We start from the raw sequence: 20,624 nt of genomic DNA, 5'->3' as shown, positions 1-20,624 counted from the left end.
TATTATTAAAGCTAAAAAAGAATTAAAAATACTTATTTCATTTATCTACAAGTAAAGCCTTCTTGATTAAGTAATGTCCATTATCTCTATCCCAAATCTTTTCAGATTCAATAATTTTAATTTTTTTATTGAATATAGGGCCATCTAAAACCAGTGTTTCTGCTTCGCCACCTTCAAAACCTATATGAATTCCATTTTTTTTATTTAAATTAATAATTTCATCAAGAACGTTTCTATCAATTTTCCTACCTAGCCATGATTCATCAAAGCCTTCTGCAGATACGCTGGTTATTATAACTTCAAATCCCAGATCAATTATTTCTTCCATGTATTCTAGGGGGTCTATGTGCCATAATGGAGCGCATGATTTAAGTTTCAAATCTCTGCATATTTTATCTATCCTTGATTTTTGATAAACAGAAAATAAAGCTCCAGAATATATTGCTTCTATTCCTTTATCCTTTAAATCACTTAAAACTTCGTTTAAATCTCCTAATTCTTCTTCTTTAATCCCTTTTGTTACCTTCTTAATAAGGGGAATTTCTGCTGCTTCAGCCAAAAGGTCTGTTATATGTATATTGGGAACATGGAACATGTAAGAATTAGGGTTATCAGAAACAAGGGATATTAAATATTTTACTTCATGACCCTCTTCAATAGCCTTGTACAAAGCCATTGTACTATCTTTACCTCCAGAATATAGAATCGCTGTTTTCATAAGATCACTTGATGTTTATTCATTTTTACCTATTTTCTTTTTGATATTTTCAAAAAATCCAATGAGTGTGTCTATAAATACACCTGCTAAACCTACAAAAAATCCAATAAATCCACAAATAAGAATAATATTGTATTTATCAGGAAGTATGGCATTTATAGAATTTATTTTCTCCTGTGTTGGTCCTTCTACACTTGTTACCACTGCATCTTTGGTTATATAATTTGAAACAGAGTTAACTTTTGCTGTTTCTACTTTTGCAGTTGCGTGTACTAGACTATATTTTAAATCTATTCCGCCAACAAGCATGAGCCAGTCATTCAATTTTTTTAGTGTAAGTTGAGGATCACTCCCACTTTTTATTTCAATCATAATACTATCGTTTGATAGAACTTTAGCTGATTTTATGTCCTTATTAGAAATAGTTATACGTTTTGAAAGTATATTCTTCCATTTATCAGAAAATTGAGCAGTTTTAACTGTTATACCGCTTACTTCAACACTTTTTACTCCATCAACATTCTTAAGATTTGCTATATACTGATTAATATCTACATTTGTTGAAATATCTATATTAAGGGTTTCTAAATCACCAGAAGTAGAATGATAAAAAGAATTTGCAATACTGGGTAAATCATCGGCTACTGGAGATATAAAAAAAGCACCTCCAATTATCCCTACGATAAATCCTATTCCTAGTACAAATATAAGATTTTTTTTACCGATTACAGGTGTTAAAAGTGCTGTTGAGAATACAAATACCATCAGCACTATGAATAAGGCTACCATTATTAATACTTCGATTGTTCCCATTGCTTTTTCCTCTTAAAATAAATTTTATGTCATTTCACTTCTATGAAAACTTTATTTCCATTTGATGCATCAATGTATACGTTTTTAACTATTTTATTGTTTTTCATTAAGGGAACAATCCAAACATTGATAACATTATATATTCCTTTAATAGGTTCTCCAGTAATGTATCCAGATTCAGCAGCTATCTTCTTAGCCTGTTCTGCTGTTATTTGAAATGTTCCAGTACCATTTGTGGTTATATTGACATTGGTTCTGTTTGCAGTTGTGTTATTAGGAGTTACAACTGCTGGTGGCGGAGTTACTGCAGGTGTTTCTGGTGTCTGATTTTGAATTTGCACATTGGGAGTGCCTGCAAAAGGATTAAATGCATAAATTACAATAATAACTGTTATTATACCCAGCACGATTAATGCTTTTTTTTCCCAGCCTGGTTCTAAATCCATAAAATAAGCTCCTTAATACCTTTAATATATCAGTTTAATTAAAATGCTGTAAACCTTATTGTACCATTGTCATTATATACTTTATACCTTTCGCCAGGATTCAAATTGATTGGAAGTGTATAATCTTTAGCAATTAACTTTATTTGAATCGATCGAGTTCCATATGTCATGTTTAAATAACCCGTACTGTTTACCGTGGTCACCTTGGCTGTAAAATTAAGTTCATCTGCATTAGGTAAATCCAGATTAATGGAATATCCTGGCCCATTTTTATATACTGTGTTTATTGTTTCAGCTATTTTCTCGCCCAGCATTCTTGCTTCTCCAAGCTTTCCAGTCTGTGTGTTGCCCATTTCATTACTTACTAGATTAATGAAGCCCAATGCTATCACTAGAAAGATTACTGTAACCAGTATTAGCTCTGCACTTACCTGTCCTTTATTATCTGAGAAAATTGTTATCACCATTTAATAGTTATATGGGCTACCAGCTAAACCTAAATAAGTTTTGTAAGGAGGTGAAAGATAGAATATTGATCCCTCAGGATCCCGAATTGCAGTTATAATAGAACCATGTTTTGTTTCTATTGTTCCCCCCCCTATATTTGCAAAATATTCATTATCTATTCTTGACACACTCTCTCTCCCATGTTCTTCATATAACGGATCTCCCAGTATAAAAGTACTCATTCTTGTATTTATAAGGCTTGTACTAGTGCCAGGTGTCTTATTTTCTAATCTATCAAAGAATGACAGTCCATGTATATCCTGGAAATAATATGGTCTAGGAGTTATTTTACCTGGATCTGCATCATCAGTACCATTAAGACATTCCCATAAATAATGTAGTTTTCCTTGTTCTACAACATCCGCGAAATGGTATTCAAGCCCAAATACAGGAGTATATGTTTGATAGGGGTATTTATAAATAACATTGCTTGTCCTTTCTTTTGAGTTAATCCAAATATATGGATCTTCTAATCTGTCAATAGGAACATAAACTCTTATTTTAGGTGTTGCACCCTCATAAACCTGATCTCTTTGAACAACTTTAATAGGTATTCCTGCTTTTACATCCACATAAAATCCAAAAGGATCTTCCTGGCTAATGGTTACATCACTTGCACTAAATGTACTTCTGGTGTAATTGGTAATTGGAATATTGTTTATGTATATTTCCCTTCCAGTCTCATTTTCCAGCTGCATACAAGTCGATGTCACATGCGCATTGAGGTTAATAATCGTAACATTCCGGATATAACTTGTACTGTTGGTTAAAAACTTACGTTCGTCTATTACCTTCCTTGTAGCGTTATAAGCACCGTTTCTACCTGCATCAGAAGTACCCTTTTCTATTGAAGTATATATATTAACTGCTGTATCGTGTGTTACATCTCCTCCTAATGCAATAGTAGAAATAGCGTTTATTTCTTCAACTATGTTTCCATATGATACAGCAAGTATCATTATAGGTATAAAAAGCAAAAATACCAATGGTGTAAATGCATATCCTTTTTCATCCATTTTTACGCCATCCTTTTAATAATTTTTTATTTTCTCCATAATTCCAGCCTTACAGGAATAGCATTAGGTAAATCACCAGCATAAATAGCTTCTGTTTTGATATATGGACCATAATCAAAAGATCCATTATTAAAAGCTCTGTTTAAAGTGTTATTCAATTCAATTAGAGCTTGTTGCTCTGCATATGCGGCATTGGTCCCCCATACTTCTTTCCAAACATTTTCTAAAAATTTAGGGTAAATAACAGCTATTCTTGTTCCTGAAAACAATTCTGCGTTATTATCTCCTGATTCCCAACCATTAGATGGAGCTGTTACATTAACCCTTAAAGTGTATGTTCCATTCTTTAAAGTGTAGTTTCCAGGAGTTCCTGTTGTAAATACATGAGGTCCTGCAGCATCTAAAGCTGAAAGATCCAGTGAATAAGGAATTACAGCACTGTTATATAAAGTAGTACTATTACCATAATCAACAGCAAAATTTCTGGTATCTAATCCTGCTCCAACAAACAATAACACCTTTTGGGCTTCAGGACCTACTGTAAAAGTACGTGTTTGAGTCCTTTGGTTGTTAGTACTCTGATAACTATTATAAGGGAAGTTTTCCCATTTAATTGGTAATTGTGATGTGGTAACTGTACTGTAACAACTTTGAAGTCCTACAAGATCGTAATCATTTCCAGGTACAACATCCCAAATTGTTATTCTTACTTTGTTATTTCCAGTATTAAGGAAATCTCTTATATATATTATTCCAGGTGTATTACCATAACCATTAGAAACACCACTGTAAGTTCCAAAGGAATAAAATGCAGTATTCCACCGAGTACCGTCCCAAACTTCTACCATGGCTCCGTCAACAGCCCCATAAGCATTTACAACAGTAAAACCATCAAAAATTCTCGAATTTGCAGGAATATTTATGTCCTGAATAACACTCACACATGTTGTTGTACCTATATTGGGAACATTGGTCATAACAAATGGAACTCCATTTTCAAAAGTTGGGCTATTTAAATTATAAAAACTATTCCACGAAGTTCTCCTTAAATTAGTAAAAGAAGTTACAGTACCTGTATTAATGTTATATATCCTTCCAAACTCATTAGCAACTCCATTACCATCTAAATCTTGAGCAGTTTGTACAGCCATGCCTGCTGCATTATTAAATGGAGTTCTAGTTGTTATGAGTCCTTTAGGTACCTCTAGTTGAGTAGTGTAATTAGCTATTATCGAAAACCATGGTAGGTCCTGAGTACTTCGAGTGTTAGTATTAAAATTAACATTGAAATTATTTACTCCAGTATTTAGCTCTGCTGCAGGAATATTTCCCTGGAAGTTATATTCTGGATTGAAATCTGTTGTAGGCATGTAATTTAGGAAAGTAAAGCTCGTATTTGCAGTTACATGGTGAATACCATTAATAAGGACATCTACACCATATGACCTACCTCTCCTCTCCCTATTAGCTGAACCTACCAGATAATTACCTCCCAAAATAGTAGCTCCATTTGGTATAGAAAATTGGATGTTTTGAGGGTTGCTTCCTCCCCCCCAATAAGGATAAGTAACTAAATGATTGTTATTGCTCCATGGACTAAAATTAGTAAGCCAGTTGTGGAAATTCCATAAAGTTGTGGTTACATTCTGGGTTTGATTTTCAAATTCAACTTCTTCTAATTTGTACCATGCACGTCCTACCCAACCTTCTTTAGGCCCGGATATAACCCTAACCCTTGTAACTGTGTCAGTCGCACTTAATAATCCTCTGTCATTATATACAGGTGGATTTGAACCTAATATCAGTTTATAACCAACATCTGAAGGTAAAATCGTGTATAGAGAGGTATTTAAAATATCTGAACCTCCAGATTGATTACCTGCCGCGTAATTAATTGACGCAGCGTTTAATGTCCCATCTTGTTCCATTACAGCTAAAGCACTGTCTGCAAGTGCTTCTAAATGTTGATGGTCCTCACCCATAAAATTAGGCATTATCTGATAAGTTATAAAAGACGCTGTAAAAACCATGAAAACAACTAAGGCCAGAGTTGCATCTGTAGTAAATATAAACCCTTTATCATCCATTTTATCACTTTACCCATAAATATAGTTGGAACCTGTATCTTTTTGGTTCCACATTTTCTAAAGTTATATCACTTTTAGGAGTTCCTTTTGGAACTTGTATTACATAAACATCCATGGAGTCCCAAGGATTACTTGTTCCCCTCACAGTTACAGTATTATTCATTAAATCAGTCTGATTGAACATGAACGTTGGATCAACTGGTTTTGTTATATTGGCAAAACGAGTAGAAGGACCCGTAAAATCACTGGGGTCTATTACCCTATTATTGTTAATTTCAACTGTAGCTGAATTATATCCCTTATTAACCACTAAAACCCAGTAGTCAAAGACTTGAAGATAATTCTTATTTGTTGGGAAGGGGTTAGGCGGACTAGTATAAACTCGTGGAGGACCAGGGTTATATCTAATCAAATTCTTTGCAGAAGAAACTACGTTTAAGTAGCCATATAATATGAAACGTTCATATCTTACAATATTTTTTGCACTGCTGTTATATGTCCCAATAGTTTTTATGTTAACTCCAGTGTCCACCCTGGATACATTCAAAAAATAATTATAAGAATCACCTATAAGACTAACCATGTGTGTTTGATTAAGCTCAGCGAGCTTAATCGGGTCTACCGTGCCTTCTATTGGTAATTTCTTCACTGTATCATAGTTTGCAAGGCCAGGAATTCTTGGAGTTCCATTTAATTCCCAATCAACAGGATCTCCTGAAGTTTCAAGAAGTGTAGTGATGGTATCTGCAGCTACCCTATCAGTAGAACTCTGGAAAACAGCTCCCTGAGTTAAATATAGTATATTATCCATATCTGCTGCAGCCATACCTATTATAATAGTTAGCGGTATCAGTGCAAGTAGCAAATCTATAGAAAATATCTGTCCTTCTGAGTCCTTTCTAAATCCCAATATTTTATCCCCATTTCTTAAATGAATATTATTATAATTGATATATAATTTGTCACAATAACAGTTATATATGTTTGGAAAATCTTATTAAATGCTTTAGAATTATTATTTAAGTGAATAAATATACATGAGAAAATATTATTTAATTATCAAAATAGTAAAGAATATACTTCAGTAGCTAAAAACATTAATAATATGAAAATGGATCAACGAGGCCAAATTTCCATAGAATTCGTTCTAATTATTGCATTTATGCTAATTTTAGTACTGGTTTTTGCAGGTTATATTGGAGACGCCATGGAATTAAACAGTGTTTCAGCAGCAGCAAGATATGGAGCTACAAACACCATATCTGACCTCGTATTTTTAAACCGTAGCGTAGAACCCTTTAGAGTTACAGATGTACAAATACTTGGTTCTGGTCAAAACTTAACAATCCAAATTAATGTTGATAAAACACTCCAACCAGCAGCTAATTTAACAATATTTAATGGAGCATTACATTCAGTTGCAAATTTAGGGTACACAATAGACGTTAGGACATTAGATCCTTATGATGATGTTGTTGTATCAAATAGGCACCAATATTCCATTACAATTGTATAAAAAAAAATAATAAATTTTTTATTTTAAAGTTTCAGTTATCATAGAAGGTTTATTTCCACCCATACTCATAATTGACTCTTCTATCTGTACTTTGACAGTATCACCATCTTTTGCACCGAAACTGTTATCTACAACATAAATGTCTGGTTTCACATTGGAACATATATCATATTCTACTTTTACATAAGCAGTTTTTTTACCAGTTTCAATTACAGTCCCATAAGTGAAATTTCGATGATATCTTATTCTGAAAATTAAAAATACGGCTACAACTGCTATTAATGCAAAAATAAGGATAGACAGTGATGGTAAAAATTCAAATGAAAATGACATGACAAATGCAGGGTTACTTCCCACTAAAACTAATATTATCCCTACAGCAGTATACATCAAAAAAAAGTCACGATATGCATTAAAATCAGCAGTGTACATTAATTTAACCTTATTAAACAGTAAATATATTGTACTTCCAACTAAAATAATTGAAAAAACAGCATATAAAAAGAACATTAAGAAATTAAATAGATATAACATAGATACAACTAAAAATCCACCAGATAATAGTTGAAGTATGAAAACTGTTCTTTCTTTTTCTTCAGATGTGAATTCACCTGATGAAATAGGTGATTTAGGAACTTTTGTGCCACCAGCATCGTCTTTTTCAATAATTTTACTTGTCTGAGGAGTTTCCTTTGTGGAGATTTTTGAAATTCCTTCTTTTATTCGGGTATCATTTTTAATTTTAGAAATATTTTCTTTAATAGAGTCAGTATCAACCTTATCTTTAATATCTGCTGTGCTGATTCCTCTTAACCTATTTGGAATTTTAGGTATTGCTAATATGATCATTCCAATTAAATTAAAAATTTTAATTATTAAGTCGCCTACCTTTGTAAAGATCTTCATTTTTATCCCTCAAAAGATATTATACTATTTAATTTGCATTCTATTGGGTAATCAGATTATGATATTGCAGTTATAGTTATAGCATTTGTTCCCTGAGGCCAATACACTTGTATTGTATGCCAACCCCTTGAAAGAGGAATATTAGTTGCACTTAAAGCGTATCCAGTATTTCCAGTTATGGTTTTGGTACTGCCATCAGAAAGTGTAACAGTTAAAACAACACTATTTCCTGCATTAGTAAGTGCCATTGTTTGGGGAATATATACATCATTAGTCTGTTTAGAACCAGGCCCATTAGCATAAACTATGTTTACTGCATTTGCAATAGTTTGTACGGCTATTTTTGCATCTGAAGACCATGAAATATCATTACTATTGTTAATGGCTGTTCCTACAAGTGGTAATGTGACAGATGTCAAAACAATTAAAATTACCACAATTAGTAACAAATATTCTGCAGAAATTTGTCCCCTATTATCCATTTTTTTAAACTCCATATCACTCATATTTTATGTTTTTTCTATCTTATATAAATAATTGAACCATATTTTTCAAATATGCTTTTATTATCCTAAAATTATTTTTATTTAAGTAAATATTGCAAATAATATTTTTTGGAATATTAAAGCTAAATCTCCAACAAAGAGAGATATTACAAGACCCATGAACATTGATGGAACAAAATGAAATCCTTTTTTAATTTTAATCTCATTTTTAATCTTATCTTCAGTATATAATGTCTTTAAAAGTTTAATATCCTCATTAGTTAAGCCTGCTGCCATTGAACCTATTAAAAGTTTGCCTTTAGGTTTCATAAAACCAAAAGGATCACCACTATCTACAGATTCTTTAACTTTAGCAATAAGGGACTTATCATCAAAATATACTCTATTTTCATCTTCATAAAGACTATGGGCAAGTATCATATCCTCTTTTAAGTCTTCTGTCTTATAATCATCTTGAAGTGCTTTTTTATTTACTGAAAAAAGAAGGTTTCTAAGAATTCCTGTAAGTGTTATTATTATAAATAAAACAACCATACTGCTTAATGCCAAAATAAGGTTATTTAAATTGTTATATAATCCAAAAACAATTAAAATAGATATTATAACTGCTTTTAGCCTATTTGGCATTTTGGAAATTACAAGAGTTAAAAGATATATTAAAATCAATGAAACGATGATTAGTTGATACCCTAAATAAGATGTTAAATTGAAATAAAGCGTTATAAATAGTGTTAATGTTACTGATGATGTTATAATCAGCGTTAATACAATATTTTTCTTATATTCTTTGATTGGGGCTGCTAATTCATCTAAAAGTTCTGGTTTATTTCGTATGACTATAAATAACAGATAAATTAAAAGGAATGGAAATACTGAAAGTAAACTATTTATTACTAATGTAAAGGGGAATCCATATGCTGCAATAATTGGAAAATTTACTCCAAATAGGTTATAACTTAAAATAGCGGGATAAAACTGTAGGGGGTAAAACGGTAGTAAAGCTGCTAAACCTGTAAATAATTTTGCATCTCCACCAGCCCATGCTTTAATTCTCCAGAATGCATAACCCATTGCATAGATAATTGCTGTAAAAAGTATACATGTTATAATGAATGAGATTTTACCTATCATAACTGCATAAATGGCATTTAAAATAAGTCCAATGCCTATTAAAGAGAAAGTAAGTTTATTTCGGACAACTCCTCTTGTTAGGTCTGTGTAGCCTGCATAAAAGCATGCTAACAATGCAATAACTGTACAAATTAAAGGTATGGGTATATCAGCTGTCATAAAAATCACTTGATTGTATTAAATTGAATTAATTAGTTTTTATTTTTCCTATTTTCAAATGCAGCCTTCATAAATGACACAAAAATTGGATGTGCATTATTTGGTCTTGATTTAAACTCTGGATGGAATTGACATCCTAAAAACCATGGATGATTCTCAAGTTCTACCATTTCAACAAGATAATCATCTGGCGAAGTTCCAGATATAATAAGTCCTTTTTCTTCTAAAAATTCACGATAATCATTGTTAAATTCATATCTATGCCTGTGTCTTTCATCAACATTCTTTTTTTGATAAGCATCATATGCTAAAGTGTCTTTTTTAAGTTTACATGGATATGAACCAAGTCTCATTGTTCCACCCATATATTTAATTTTTATTTGTTCAGGCATGATATCTATTACAGGATTTTTGGTTTTAGAATCAAATTCAGTACTGTTTGCATCATCAAAGCCATTTATTCTTGCTAATTCAATTACCATGCATTGCATTCCCAAGCAAATTCCAAATAATGGAACTTTGTGCTCAATAGAATATCTAACAGCATCTAACTTTCCGGAAATACCTCTTTCGCCAAATCCTCCAGGGATCAAAAGCGCATCCAAATCTTGAAGATTGTTAATATCTAAGGAATCTTCGGCACTTATCCATTCTATGTTTACCTTAACTCCAATTTCTGCTGCTGCATGTTTAAGAGACTCCCTAATACTTATGTAAGCATCTTCAAGTTCTACATACTTCCCTATAATTCCTATATTTACTTTTGGCTCTTCTTTTTTGAGAGATTCTACAATTTCACTCCAACGGCCAAGATCAGGGTGATTTACATCCATTTTTATTCTTTTAAGCACATATTCTCCCACTTTTTCTTCATTAAGAATTAATGGGACTTCATATATTGAATGAACATCTGGAGCATTAATTACTGCATTAATTTCAACATCACAAAAATGAGCTATTTTCTGCTTTAAAGGACTATCTATAGATAATTCAGACCTGCAAATAATCATATCAGGATTTATACCCGTGCTCCTTAATTCTTTAGTGCTGTGCTGTGTTGGTTTAGTTTTAAATTCGCCAGCAGCTCTTAAGTAAGGAACATATGTAACATGGACAAACATTACATTATCATGACCTTCTTCATTACGTAATTGTCTTAATGCTTCTAAAAAGGGTTGGCTTTCTATATCTCCCACAGTTCCGCCAACTTCAACTAAAACCACGTCAGCATCTGTTTTATTTGCAATTTTTCTTACCATTGATTTGATTTCATCTGTTATATGGGGAATAATCTGTACACAAGAGCCCAAATACTCCCCTTTCCTTTCTTTTTCAATTACTGATGAATATACTTTTCCTGTTGTTATATTAGAATCACCTGAAAGCTCAGTGTCTAAAAATCGCTCATAATGCCCTAAATCCAGGTCTGTTTCCATACCATCTTCAGTTACAAAAACTTCTCCATGTTGATAAGGATTTAATGTCCCTGAATCCCAGTTTAAATAAGGATCTATCTTTATTGCTGTTACATCAATTCCATGAGACCTTAAAATTCTTCCAATTGATGCTGCAGTTATTCCTTTTCCTATTGAACTTACAACCCCGCCTGTTACGACTATATATTTTGACAGATGAATCATCTCCTAAACAAAAATCATTATTATCCTTTAAATATTAAACTCAAAATCGAGTTAAAATTATTAAACATATACCGATTTATACTGTATTTTTATATAAAAAATTATGTATGAAAAAATTTAAATCATGTTTTCTAAAAAATTTTTCATAAACTTATGACCTTCAACTGTACCTAAAGATCCCATTTTAGCTGAAAATTCATTATATTGACTCACATCATCATTATCTCCTTTTGTAGAAAACATGGCATATGGTATAGGGTCCATTGTATGTGTTTTTACTTCAATAGGAGTTGCATGATCTGGTAATATGGATATAGCATAATCATCAAAAGCCGGTAATTCATCCAGAAGTTTTCCAACAATTTTAGAATCAATATTTTCTATTGCTTTTATTTTTTCTTGAATATCTCCTGCATGACCTGCTTCATCTGGAGCTTCTACATGAATAAATACTAAATCATGGTTATTTAACGCATTTAATGCATAATTTGCCTTTCCATCATAATTTGTATCAAAATATCCTGTTGCTCCTGGAACATCAATATTATTAAGTCCCAGATAAATACCTATTCCTTTTATAAGGTCCACTCCAGTTATTGTAGCTCCTTTTAACCCATACTTTTCGGCAAATAATGGCATTTTTGGTTTTAAACCCTGTCCCCAAAGCCAGATCATATTTGCAGGGTTTTTTCCATTTAAAACTCTTTTTTTGTTTACTGGATGGTTTTCAAGAATTTTTTGAGATTTAAACATTATTTTATTTAATAATTTAGCATTTTCATCAGAATATGGCTTTAAAAGATTTTCTTTAATCTTTTCTCCAACAATATCATGGGGTGGCATTGATTTTAAAGATGCAGATTCTTTTTTATTTAATACAAACAAATTTCTGTAGCTTATACCTAAATAGAATTTTCCAATTTCTTTAAATTCATGATTTAAAGTATTTATTAATTCTTTAGATTCCTCTGTAGAAATATGATTGGCATTAAAATCTGCTAAAAATCCTTCTTTTTGAGTTATAAAATTACATCTAAATGCAACTTCGCCTTCCTGAAGAGTAGCACCAATACTTGCAGCTTCAAGAGGACCTCTACCAGTATAATATTTTTTAGGGTCATATCCCATTATTGAAAGATTTGCAACATCTGATCCAGGTTCCATTCCATTGGGAACAGTTTTTAACATTCCATTAACACCATTAGATGCTATATAATCCATATTAGGAATTACAGATGCTTGAAGAGGTGTTTTGTTATTTAATTGAGATAAAGGATAATCAGCCATTCCATCCCCTATTATTACAACATATTTCATTTAAAATCTCCAAATTTAACGTTATACTGATTTTTTAGCTTTATAAATGCTTATAATGTCACTTAATATTGCTGATGCTGTTTCAATTGAACCTGCACCTTTCCCAACTACAGTGACATCTTCAGCAAGGTCTGTTTTAAGTGTAGCCACGTTCATAGTTCCATCTACTGCAAAAGGAGATCCTTCCCTTACAAGTCGTGGTGAAACTTCAAGTGAATCTTCTGATGCTTCTGCAATCAATTTAATAAGATATCCCTCGTTTTTAGCAAGAGAAATGGATTCTGGAGTAATTTTTGATATTCCAGTTACTTCCACATCTTTCAAGCTAACATCTTTACCCATTATTGAATTAGCAAGAATAACTATCTTACAAGCTGCATCTGTACCTTCAACATCTTGTGCAGGATTAGTTTCGGCTATTCCCAGCTCTTGAGATTCTTTTAGAATTTGTTCATAAGCTGAACCTTCTTTAGCCATTCTTGAGAGTATATAATTAGTTGTACCATTTAGTATTCCAAGAATTGATTTAATATCGCAGCTTGGTAATGTATCATGGGCAAAATTTAAAATAGGCATTGCTCCACCTACTGATGCTTCAAATTTAAGTTGCACATCGTTATCTTTTGCAGCTGAATTTAATTCTTTATAATTTAATGCTAATGGTCCTTTATTAGAAGTTACAACATCCTTTTGATTGTTTATTGCCTTTAAAATATGAGTCTTTGCTGGTTCTCCATCATCTATGTCTGTTGGAGTAACTTCAATAAGACAGTCATATTCAACTGTTTCTAATACTGTGATATTTGTAATGTCTGTAACACCGTTTTCTGGATAGTTAGATATTTTACCAGTATTTTCTTTAATTTCAAGTAGTAATTCGGGATCTAATCCATTATTAGAAATTGCAGCTCCTGAAGTATCTGTAACTGCCACTATTTTGATATCTAATCCATATTTATCTTTAATAAAATTCTTTTTCATGGAAATTACTTTAGCAACTCCCTTTCCAACAGCCCCAAAGCCTAAAATACATATTTTCATTCAATTCCTCCAAAAATTGGGAATTTTTGGTGGTTCAGAAAATCAAAGCTTACGAATCGAAGATTCGTGCATGAGAAACTTTGTTTCTCTGCCCTGAAAACAAGTTTTCGAGGGCTCCAAAACTGTAAGTTTTGACAGATTTTCTTCAACCTCCAAAATTCAAAAACAACAGGGATTACAAGAATTAAACCTCATTGATAACTAAAAATCCTTTAGAAGTTCCAACTTCTTTTATTTTATTCATTACATCTTTTCTTTTTCCGTGATCTGCTTCAATAATGATTTTTGAAGCTGATTTTTCAGGATCATCTGACATTTTTAAGTTAAAATCCACTACTTTAACACTTTCAAGTTCACCGAGCCTGTTTAACACATCTTTAACGTCTTTGTCAACTATGTTTCCAATTAGAATCGTTCTGATATTTTCTTTTCTTAAAACATCATCAACTTCCATTATATTGATATTTTGACTTAAAAGAGTATTGATAACTTTATCCAGTGTTTCTTTATCCCCTTCTATCGTGATCTGGACAGGTATTGTACCTCTTTCAGTTTTTACATCTCTTTGGTGAATTACTGTTACTATATTAGCTCCCATTCTACCAATAGGTTCTAATGCATCGATTAATTGGCCCGGAATATCTAATAATTCTAAAACAAGATTCATTCTCATCTTATTTACCCCACATAGTATGAAATAACTTAATAATCATTTGTTGACCCATTTTCCTTTTTCTGCTATTATATTCCCATCTTCATCCACATCTGCATTTCTTAAAATCTTTTCAGGATTTTTAGGTTCTCCAGAATCAGGACGTGTTAAATTAACGTTATCAACTATGTAATGAGTTTCTTCAAGTTCAGGAATGTTTTCAAGGGCATTTGAGAATTTTTTTAATATTTCTTCTGCGTCTTTTTCTATTTTCATAAATTATTTCCCCTCTAATTTACAATATAATGTTTATTAAATTTATCTGGAAGATTTTTAAATTGATCTTCCTTTAATATCTTTTTAAGCATCTTATGAATACCAGAACCATATTGAGCTGCTTTTTTAGGTCTTTTAACAATTTCAGCATGTACTCCCAGTTCTGTACCAACTTCTCTAAGGATACATTTTCTTAAATTATCATCTTTTCCATTGATTTTATATTTCATAGGTATATTCATTGCAGTATTTATAATGTCTAGATCAAGATATGGAACTCTTAATTCAATACTATTTGCCATTGTAACTGCATCATCACGCTGTAAATTCACGTGGTACAGATTTAAGATGTCATCCCATAAATCTTCATTTTTTATGGTCCCTTTTTCATTATATATTCTTAAATAGCGATTATATCCTCCAAATAGTTCATCAGCACCCTGACCCGATAACATGACTTTTAAACCATCTTCATGTGCCATTTCTGCTGCAATATATGCCGGCATCCCTACACCTATTTTCATAAGGTTGAACTCTTCTATTGCATACAATACTGGATTTAAGTAGTTTTTAACATCTTTTATATCTACTGTTTTTATTTTTATTGGGAGATTCAGTTTTAAAGCAGTTTCTTTTGAAAATTTAAGATCTATGGCCTTTTCATGCCCTACACTGTAAAGTGTTGTTTTAATTCCAAGATCCAAAACAATTTTAGCAATTATTGTGCTGTCTATACCTCCAGAAAAGAGTATTCCTACTTCAGAAAGCCCTTTAACTCTTTTTTTAACTGATGCTATTAAGTTAGTTTTAAGTTGTTTCTTTAGCTCATCTTTGGATAAATAATGATTAACAGAATTATCGCTATTTGTAGTTATGATCTCGCTGATTTTATTGTTAAATTTAATTATTTTTTTGTTGTATATCATTGAAGTTGGAGATAAAGTTTGCACATCATTTATTCCTATATTCCACAGTGCTTTTCGTTCAGAGGCAAATGCAAAAATGTTTTGATCCTTATTTTCTCCAAAATAAAGAGTTTTTACACCTAATGGATCTCGAACTGCTGCAAAATCTTTTCCATCATAAACTGCAAATGCATAATCCCCATCTAAATATTCAACAGTTTTTAGTACAGCTTCATAAATAGAATCTTTGTAAAATTGTTTTATAAGCATTAATACTATTTCACTATCAGAATCTGATTTAAAATCATCTTCAAAACCCTTTTTAAGTTTATTATAATTGTATATTTCTCCATTACACACTAATACTAGTTTATCATGTGTTAATGGCTGTGAACCCTGGCATCCTACTATTGAAAGCAAATTATGCCCTAATCCAAATGAACCTTCAGGAACATCTAATTTATCTAAATCGCCGAATATTACACTATTGTCAACAAAAACTCCAGATCCATCTGGACCTCTATGTTTCATTGAAATAAGCATGTTATAAAGCTTTTCTGATATATTATTCCCATTAATTCCTGCAATCCCACACATGTCAATTTCCCTGTAAAATATAACTATAATTTATATTAAATAATCGTTTGAAAATCAAAAAGAAGTTAAATATATAAAAATAAAAGTAAATTAGGAGAATTTTAGGTTATTGTCTTGCTCTTGCTACTTTTCTTGCAATTACAAGTTCCCCTATAGCTATAAGGCCTACAAAGAATTTTTCAAGACCGCCTGTTGCCCAGATAGCTTCGCCAAATGTTGCTTCTCTAATGTTTTTCTCGTATTCTTCTGGTTTTATTCTTTTACCTGTTCTTCTTCTTGTAATTATTGCAGCGGCTTCCATCAGTTCTTCCCAGCTTACTCCTTTAAGTTCTTTGTTCATTGCTTCAAAGATCTTATAGACTTTGATGTCATATAAATGGGAAAGTGTTTCAACGATGTCAAATGTCCTTATAACTCCCACAACTATATCGTTATCATCTAAAACTGGTATGCTAACTACTTTATGCTTTGAAGTCTCTAAAACTGCCAATCTTGCAGGATCATCTTCATGGACATGTACTATATAATCTTTAGAGTGCATGATGTCTTTAACTTTCTTTTGATTTTCTCTAAATCCTCGGGTAACATCAAGAGAAGTTATCCATCCTATTAACATTTTATTATCATCTACTACTGGCGTTGTGAACTTTTTATGCTTTTCCATCTTTAAAGATACTTCTACAATGTCTTGATCAGGAGATACGTATATATACTCCTTATCCATTATTTCTTTAACTTTCATTGGACAACCTCTTAAGTTTTAATGCACCTACAGGACATTTATTTGAACATACATCACATAAAATACATTTATCCTCTAAAAATACTATCTCGCCCTCTTCAAGTCTAATTGCCCCCACTGGACAGTTTTCCTCACAAACCTGGCATGAAACACAGGCTTCCCTATTAATAGATAGTTCTTTTGTCTTTATTACAGGCCCTAGCTCTCTTTCAAGAGCTATTGCATTTTCAGGGCATACACTAACACATGCACCACATCCAACACATGCACTCGTATCTATTACTGCTGTTTCACCATTTTCAACTTTTATTGCATTTGTTGGACAAAATTTAACACATGTTCTGCATGATTCGCATTTTTCTCCATTTACATCAATGTTTTTCATCTGGAGAGTTCTATGAGGTATTTTTAGATCTTTTAAGTGATATTTAATATCTTCTTCATTGACGTATGCAGTGCTCTCTATGACATTTATACTTTTTACAGGACAAGTTTGGGCACATATTTCGCATTTTACACAGTTTTCAAGTATTTTTGCAGGTTTAGTTGGTTTTGCTTCTGCTATTGAGCTTACTGGACATTCCTCAACACATAAATTACATCTTACGCACTCTGGTGAGATCGTTATGAATTTATCTTCCAGTTGGCATTCCTCAATTTCTGGTTTAAATTCATTGTTATCTAAATCCAATGATTTACGCATGACTTCATCTTTCAGTACTTTCTTGTCCTTTTTAAATGTTATATCCATAATTTACACCTTTAATAGGTTTAGATGATATTATCCATTTCATTTTTTAGTTTTGACAGTTCTGGCAATCCATTTATTGCCCCAGACTCCTGTATACAACATGATGCAACATAGTTTCCAATATTACCTGATTCTACAATATTTTTACCATTTATAAATCCATATAGGAATCCTGCATTAAATGCATCCCCTGCACCAGTTGTATCAACACAACTAACTTTAAATGAATTTATTAAATAGCTTTCCATTCCATTTGTGATATAAGAACCTTTATCTCCCATTTTAACTACTACAATGTCAATACCACATTCAAGCAAAGTTTCTGCTCCCTCTTTATATGTTTTATTTTTTTTGCCAGTTAAATGTTTTAATTCTTCTTCATTAATAAGGATAATATTTGTTCTATTTAATATATTTTTAAGGAAATTAAGGCCTCTTTCAGCATAAATTCTCCCAGGGTCAATACTGACAGTTATATTATCTGGAATTTCGTTAATTAGTTGTTCCTGGACTTTAATGGATCCCCCTACAAATGAAGTTAAGTGCAGAACCTTTGATTGATTTATATAATCTAAATTAACTTCATCTGGTTTTATTAAATCGTTTACTCCAGGATCTACATATAAAGCTCTTTGTCCCTCTTCATCTACAAATCCTATGACATTTCCACTTCTACCATTTTTACTTAAAATGATTCCATCTACATTTACATTCTCTTTTTGGAGATTTTCCAGTAGGAGCCTTCCATCTTGATCATCAGCAATTTTACCTATAAATCCTGTTTTAATTTGAAGTTTTGATAGACCAATAATTGTATTTGCTGCAGATCCACCACAAAATTTGCTAAAATCTGTTATAAACGCTTCTTCATCTTTATATGCTATTTTATTAACATTATAAAGTTTATCGACATTCAATGCCCCAAAGCCAATAACATCTATTTTTTTCATTTGAAGACCTTTAAATTATAATTCTATTAAGTAAATCTTATGATCACCTAATTGACCACCATAATTTCCTGCAGAAACGTTTATTACTCCTTCAACATCCATTAGAGCTTCAATTCCTGCTTTCATAGCTTTTTTTACTGTATCTAAATCAATTCCATTTATCACTATTTCAGGGATGTATTTAACATTTTCAGGGACTCTTGATTCATTATTTAGTGTTTTTTTAAGTGATGGACAGTAAGGGTGGTTTGTTGTTGGTCCTATCCATGGATAATTTGTTTCTGGCTTTGATGCTGCAGAACATATATCAAAAGGAGCAATAGCACCTTCAACTTCAGCTATGGCCTCCAAAGCTTTCTTTCCTCCATTCATAACAGAACTTTTTTTAGCGCACATATACCAGAAGTTTGCACCCATAATTCCTTTCATGTATCCTAATGTACTTTCTATTTCAAAATCAGGGATTGCTATGGGAATAATAATCATTTCACGGCCATATTTATTTTCCTTCCATTCATGCCCATCTCCACAATGCCCTACATTCCTAATCATGTCCATTTTTCCAGAAGGATTAATTGAAGCATCAAAAACTGCAGTAAATGGTTTTACAAGAATATCCTGCCTTATTCTATAGGATAATTCTACATTAAATTTTTCTATATTCTCTTTTCCATACCAAAACTGTAATACGGCTCCTTCTCTCCCATCAGGAGTTTCATTTGTATTTAACCATCGTTCAATTCCACCTTCAACACGCCCAATTACAGTGCCTGGAGTTGAAGTAGCATCATAAGCTGCTCTTTTAAGAGTTTCTATGTCATCTGCAGTTATTATAACTCTGCTGTAAATTCCATCAAAAGCTTCGCAGAAAGTGTTTTCTATTTCAACCATCTTATCAATCCCTTTAATATTATTCATTACCCTAATGCACCTATTGCTTCTCCCCTTACCTTCTTACGAAATACTTCACTTTCCTTAATTAATGCTCCAATATTTTTATCACTGACTATACTAACTTTTGGAATATTCAAATCTTTAATTTTTATCTTTAATTCTTTATTTATATGATAATTATTAATTGCAAGTTCTTGATCTTTTGTAAATGAATCAATAAATTTTAGTACTTCTTCTTTCCCATATTTGTTGAATAAATCAGCAATTATAGAAATAATAACCGTATTATCGGCGATAATAGCTATTTCAGCATTTTTTATCGCGTATTCATTACCATTAAATGATATTGCAAGTCCTCCATGTTCTTTTGCAAATCTTAGAGGTTCTACATCAGTTATGCTATCTCCAACGTACATTATATCTGATTTTTCAAATCCAAATCTATCTAAAATATCTAAAACTGCTTCTTTTTTTCCTTCCCCGCCAACAGGATTTATATTTTTCATTATTTCATGAATTGAAAGTTTTAAGATATCTCTCCAAAATATTTTATCGATTATTTCAAAATCTGGGTTCTCCACAATAATTTTTCTAAATTCCATTAATTTTTCCTTATCTCCATTAATAATAGATATTTCATCTATGTTTAGAGCTGTAGAATAAGTGTTTTCACGTGGAAACCCAATAAAATCGCAAAGTGCGTGAATATATTGCTCATAACTTGTGCTTACAATAAATGAAGGCATTATATCCTTTACATATTCTAGTGTTTCCCTTGCACCAGGAATAAGAAGTATATTTTCCTTTGAATATGATTCAATATTTTTATTGGTGGCCCCATATGCTTTTAAAAAAGGAACTATCAATTTTAATGTTCCACCAGCGTAATAACCTTCTCTTTTAATTTCATCTACTAAAATATCATCATATTTACTTAGGATTGCAAAAAATTTTTCGCCTTCTTCAATAAAATAACCTGCCAGTTCATATGCATTGTCATTTATAGATATAGGGCCTTCACAATCAGAAATGAATACCTTTTTGCCCAATTTAG

22 protein-coding genes are annotated in these 20,624 nt (G+C 31.8%); 1 reads left to right on the top strand and 21 read right to left on the bottom strand.

Features of this window, described 5'->3' with window-relative positions; translation table 11 throughout:
* Positions 1-37 precede the first annotated feature (37 nt).
* Genes HZC47_07660 through HZC47_07630 form a run of 7 tightly spaced genes read right to left on the bottom strand, consistent with a single transcriptional unit; the run spans position 38 to position 6,497 of the window.
* Positions 38-718 (bottom strand): TIGR00289 family protein, encoded by a 681-nt coding sequence (locus tag HZC47_07660; GenBank protein MBI5680750.1) that lies wholly within the window; start codon positions 716-718, stop codon positions 38-40.
* Positions 719-733: 15 nt separating this feature from the next.
* Positions 734-1,531 carry a hypothetical protein gene (locus tag HZC47_07655; protein MBI5680749.1) on the bottom strand — a complete coding sequence of 266 codons (798 nt, stop codon included), beginning with the start codon at positions 1,529-1,531 and terminating at the stop codon, positions 734-736.
* A gap of 29 nt (positions 1,532-1,560) precedes the next feature.
* Complete coding sequence (locus tag HZC47_07650; protein MBI5680748.1) at positions 1,561-1,977, bottom strand: peptidase; 417 nt, start codon at positions 1,975-1,977, stop codon at positions 1,561-1,563.
* A 38-nt stretch (positions 1,978-2,015) separates the two neighbouring features.
* Complete coding sequence (locus HZC47_07645; GenBank protein MBI5680747.1) at positions 2,016-2,444, bottom strand: hypothetical protein; 429 nt, start codon at positions 2,442-2,444, stop codon at positions 2,016-2,018.
* The gene (locus HZC47_07640; GenBank protein ID MBI5680746.1) at positions 2,445-3,500 is read right to left on the bottom strand and encodes a hypothetical protein; all 1,056 of its coding nucleotides are present in this window, start codon (positions 3,498-3,500) and stop codon (positions 2,445-2,447) included.
* A 26-nt stretch (positions 3,501-3,526) separates the two neighbouring features.
* A complete protein-coding gene (locus HZC47_07635; protein ID MBI5680745.1) occupies positions 3,527-5,587 on the bottom strand; it encodes a hypothetical protein in 2,061 nt (686 codons plus the stop codon).
* Positions 5,588-5,591: 4 nt separating this feature from the next.
* Positions 5,592-6,497 (bottom strand): hypothetical protein, encoded by a 906-nt coding sequence (locus tag HZC47_07630; GenBank protein MBI5680744.1) that lies wholly within the window; start codon positions 6,495-6,497, stop codon positions 5,592-5,594.
* A 195-nt stretch (positions 6,498-6,692) separates the two neighbouring features.
* Here HZC47_07630 and HZC47_07625 point away from each other — a divergent pair, with 195 nt between their 5' ends.
* Positions 6,693-7,103, top strand: a complete 411-nt coding sequence (locus HZC47_07625; GenBank protein MBI5680743.1) for a hypothetical protein — start codon at positions 6,693-6,695, stop codon at positions 7,101-7,103.
* Between the two features lie 18 nt (positions 7,104-7,121).
* Here HZC47_07625 and HZC47_07620 read toward each other — a convergent pair whose 3' ends face one another.
* The 14 genes from HZC47_07620 to HZC47_07555 all read right to left on the bottom strand — a co-directional run bounded on the left by HZC47_07620 (position 7,122) and on the right by HZC47_07555 (position 20,619).
* Positions 7,122-8,009 carry a DUF2101 family protein gene (locus HZC47_07620; protein MBI5680742.1) on the bottom strand — a complete coding sequence of 296 codons (888 nt, stop codon included), beginning with the start codon at positions 8,007-8,009 and terminating at the stop codon, positions 7,122-7,124.
* 56 nt (positions 8,010-8,065) lie between these two features.
* Positions 8,066-8,491, bottom strand: a complete 426-nt coding sequence (locus tag HZC47_07615; GenBank protein ID MBI5680741.1) for a class III signal peptide-containing protein — start codon at positions 8,489-8,491, stop codon at positions 8,066-8,068.
* A gap of 105 nt (positions 8,492-8,596) precedes the next feature.
* Positions 8,597-9,805, bottom strand: coding sequence for a hypothetical protein (locus HZC47_07610; GenBank protein ID MBI5680740.1), 1,209 nt, complete (start codon positions 9,803-9,805; stop codon positions 8,597-8,599).
* Positions 9,806-9,837: 32 nt separating this feature from the next.
* On the bottom strand, positions 9,838-11,445 hold the full coding sequence (gene pyrG / locus HZC47_07605; GenBank protein MBI5680739.1) for a CTP synthase (glutamine hydrolyzing): 1,608 nt from the start codon (positions 11,443-11,445) through the stop codon (positions 9,838-9,840).
* A 117-nt stretch (positions 11,446-11,562) separates the two neighbouring features.
* Positions 11,563-12,762, bottom strand: a complete 1,200-nt coding sequence (locus tag HZC47_07600; GenBank protein MBI5680738.1) for a cofactor-independent phosphoglycerate mutase — start codon at positions 12,760-12,762, stop codon at positions 11,563-11,565.
* 21 nt (positions 12,763-12,783) lie between these two features.
* Positions 12,784-13,803 (bottom strand): homoserine dehydrogenase, encoded by a 1,020-nt coding sequence (locus tag HZC47_07595; protein MBI5680737.1) that lies wholly within the window; start codon positions 13,801-13,803, stop codon positions 12,784-12,786.
* Between the two features lie 184 nt (positions 13,804-13,987).
* A complete protein-coding gene (locus HZC47_07590; GenBank protein MBI5680736.1) occupies positions 13,988-14,476 on the bottom strand; it encodes an amino acid-binding protein in 489 nt (162 codons plus the stop codon).
* A gap of 36 nt (positions 14,477-14,512) precedes the next feature.
* Positions 14,513-14,731 carry an Asp-tRNA(Asn) amidotransferase subunit GatC gene (gatC, locus tag HZC47_07585; protein ID MBI5680735.1) on the bottom strand — a complete coding sequence of 73 codons (219 nt, stop codon included), beginning with the start codon at positions 14,729-14,731 and terminating at the stop codon, positions 14,513-14,515.
* 14 nt (positions 14,732-14,745) lie between these two features.
* Positions 14,746-16,233 carry an asparagine synthase (glutamine-hydrolyzing) gene (gene asnB, locus HZC47_07580; GenBank protein MBI5680734.1) on the bottom strand — a complete coding sequence of 496 codons (1,488 nt, stop codon included), beginning with the start codon at positions 16,231-16,233 and terminating at the stop codon, positions 14,746-14,748.
* Positions 16,234-16,339: 106 nt separating this feature from the next.
* Positions 16,340-16,975: a CBS domain-containing protein gene (locus HZC47_07575; GenBank protein MBI5680733.1), complete on the bottom strand. Its 636-nt coding sequence runs from the start codon at positions 16,973-16,975 to the stop codon at positions 16,340-16,342.
* Entirely contained in the window at positions 16,965-17,726 is a 762-nt protein-coding gene (locus HZC47_07570; GenBank protein MBI5680732.1) for a 4Fe-4S binding protein, read from the bottom strand. Before HZC47_07570 ends, HZC47_07575 begins: the two co-directional genes overlap by 11 nt.
* Before the next feature lie 20 nt (positions 17,727-17,746).
* Positions 17,747-18,676 carry a carbohydrate kinase family protein gene (locus HZC47_07565; protein ID MBI5680731.1) on the bottom strand — a complete coding sequence of 310 codons (930 nt, stop codon included), beginning with the start codon at positions 18,674-18,676 and terminating at the stop codon, positions 17,747-17,749.
* 15 nt (positions 18,677-18,691) lie between these two features.
* Complete coding sequence (locus tag HZC47_07560; protein ID MBI5680730.1) at positions 18,692-19,567, bottom strand: formylmethanofuran--tetrahydromethanopterin N-formyltransferase; 876 nt, start codon at positions 19,565-19,567, stop codon at positions 18,692-18,694.
* Positions 19,568-19,593: 26 nt separating this feature from the next.
* Positions 19,594-20,619: a hypothetical protein gene (locus HZC47_07555; GenBank protein ID MBI5680729.1), complete on the bottom strand. Its 1,026-nt coding sequence runs from the start codon at positions 20,617-20,619 to the stop codon at positions 19,594-19,596.
* Between the last annotated feature and the right edge of the window lie 5 nt (positions 20,620-20,624).

Origin of the sequence: Methanobacterium sp. (assembly GCA_016222945.1) — an archaeon.
Lineage (GTDB): Archaea > Methanobacteriota > Methanobacteria > Methanobacteriales > Methanobacteriaceae > Methanobacterium_D.
Note: the sequence above shows the minus strand (reverse complement) of the source record. Positions and strands in the feature narration are given on the sequence as shown.